We start from the raw sequence: 2095 nt of genomic DNA, 5'->3' as shown, positions 1-2095 counted from the left end.
GGGGAACTGCGCGAACAACCCCCACAACCTGCATTCGCTCCACAACCGCAACCAGTCGAGCTCTTCCGCGCTCCCTTGCGGCGAAGGCCCCGCAAGGGAACCCCCTACGATGGAAGACATGACCGCTTCGCCTGGCCGCCGCCGTGTCCTCCTCGCCGCCCCGCGCGGCTACTGCGCGGGTGTCGACCGCGCGGTGATCGCCGTCGAGAAGGCCCTGGAGCAGTACGGGGCCCCGATCTACGTCCGCCACGAGATCGTCCACAACAAGTACGTCGTGCAGACGCTGGAGAAGAAGGGCGCCATCTTCGTCGAGCAGACGGAGGAGGTCCCCGAGGGGAACATCGTCATGTTCTCGGCGCACGGCGTGGCCCCGACCGTCCACGACGAGGCCGCGCGCGGCAAGCTCGCCACCATCGACGCGACCTGCCCGCTGGTCACCAAGGTCCACAAGGAAGCGATCCGGTACGCAGGCGAGGACTTCGACATCCTCCTGATCGGGCACGAGGGACACGAAGAGGTCATCGGCACGTCGGGCGAGGCGCCGGACCACATCCAGCTGGTCGACGGCCCCGAGGACGTCGCCAAGGTCGAGGTCCGCGACCCGTCCAAGATCGTATGGCTCTCCCAGACCACGCTCTCCGTCGACGAGACGATGGAGACGGTCGGCGCGCTCAAGAACAAGTTCCCGCTGCTCGTCTCGCCGCCCAGCGACGACATCTGCTACGCCACGCAGAACCGTCAGCTCGCCGTGAAGCAGATGGGCGCCGAGGCGGAGCTGGTCATCGTGGTCGGCTCCCGCAACTCCTCCAACTCGGTCCGGCTCGTCGAGGTCGCCAAGCTCGCCGGTTCCCGCGAGGCGTACCTCGTGGACTTCGCGAGCGAGATCGACGAGGCCTGGCTGGAGGGCGTGGAGACCGTCGGCGTCACCTCGGGCGCCTCCGTGCCGGAGATCCTCGTCGAAGAGGTCCTGGAGTGGCTCTCCCAGCGCGGCTACGAGGACGTCGAACTGGTCAAGGCCGCCGAGGAGTCGATCACCTTCTCCCTGCCCAAGGAACTCCGCCGCGACCTGCGCGAGGAGGCCGCGTCCCTGGTCGCCGAGCGCACCGGCCAGGACGCCTGACCACCTGAACACGCGCGTACGGCCCTGGAACGTGAAGGTTCCGGGGCCGTCCGCGTTCGAGGACGTGAGGGTTCCGGCACCCGGCGGCGACGGGGTACCTCGTTGCCGTGACTGTCAGTCGTACGACGTAACGTAGGGCCATGCACATTTTCGGCGTGGACATCGGTGGTTCCGGGATCAAGGGCGCTCCCGTGGACCTGGACCTGGGCGACCTGGCGCACGAGCGGCACAAGGTGCTGACCCCGCACCCGGCGACGCCCGACTCGGTTGCCGACGGGGTCAAGGAGGTCGTCGACCACTTCGGCTGGACCGGCCCGGTCGGCATCACGTTCCCCGGCGTGGTCACGGGCGGTGCCACGATTCGTACGGCGGCCAACGTCGACAAGAGCTGGATCGATGTCGACGCCCGCGCCCTGCTGAGCGGCCGGCTCGGTGGCCTGCCGGTGACCGTGGTGAACGACGCGGACGCGGCGGGCGTCGCCGAGGTGCAGTTCGGCGCCGGGCGCGACCGTCAGGGCACGGTCATCCTGCTCACCTTCGGCACGGGCATCGGCAGCGCCGTGTTCTCCGACGGCGTCCTCGTCCCGAACACGGAGCTGGGCCACCTGGAGCTGCACGGCCACGACGCCGAGACCCGCGCCTCCACCAAGGCCAAGGACGACCACGAGCTGACCTGGGAGCACTGGGCCAAGCGCGTCACCAAGTACCTCGCCCACGTCGAGATGCTCTTCTCGCCCGAACTGTTCATCATCGGCGGCGGCGTCAGCCGCAAGTCCGAGAAGTTCCTCCACCTCATCGAGGGCATCACGGCGGAGATCGTCCCGGCCCAGCTGCAGAACAACGCGGGCATCGTGGGCGCGGCGATGCGGGCGGCGAAGGCCGGCTAGTGATCTGGTTCGGAGATGCGTGAGCAGTAGCGGCAGATGCGGTCGAGGATCTGGTCGGCAGTCTTGGTCCATTTGAAGGGTCTGGCCT

2 protein-coding genes are annotated in these 2095 nt (G+C 68.4%); both read left to right on the top strand.

What is annotated here, in order from left to right; genetic code table 11:
- Nucleotides 1–109: 109 nt before the first annotated feature.
- On the top strand, nucleotides 110–1120 hold the full coding sequence (locus ACFU53_RS47815) for a 4-hydroxy-3-methylbut-2-enyl diphosphate reductase (RefSeq protein WP_384006906.1): 1011 nt from the start codon (nucleotides 110–112) through the stop codon (nucleotides 1118–1120).
- Nucleotides 1121–1260: 140 nt separating this feature from the next.
- A complete protein-coding gene (gene ppgK / locus ACFU53_RS47810; protein WP_384006904.1) occupies nucleotides 1261–2007 on the top strand; it encodes a polyphosphate--glucose phosphotransferase in 747 nt (248 codons plus the stop codon).
- Nucleotides 2008–2095: the final 88 nt, after the last annotated feature.

Origin of the sequence: Streptomyces sp. NPDC057474, from assembly GCF_042802555.1 — a bacterium.
In the GTDB taxonomy this organism is placed as follows: Bacteria; Actinomycetota; Actinomycetes; order Streptomycetales; family Streptomycetaceae; genus Streptomyces.
Note: the sequence above shows the minus strand (reverse complement) of the source record. Positions and strands in the feature narration are given on the sequence as shown.

Bases quoted from the DNA above. Each gene is read 5' to 3' on its own strand.
- ACFU53_RS47815 (WP_384006906.1), top strand. From the start codon at position 110: ATGGAAGACATGACCGCTTCGCCTGGCCGCCGCCGTGTCCTCCTCGCC.
- ppgK (WP_384006904.1), top strand. From the start codon at position 1,261: ATGCACATTTTCGGCGTGGACATCGGTGGTTCCGGGATCAAGGGCGCT.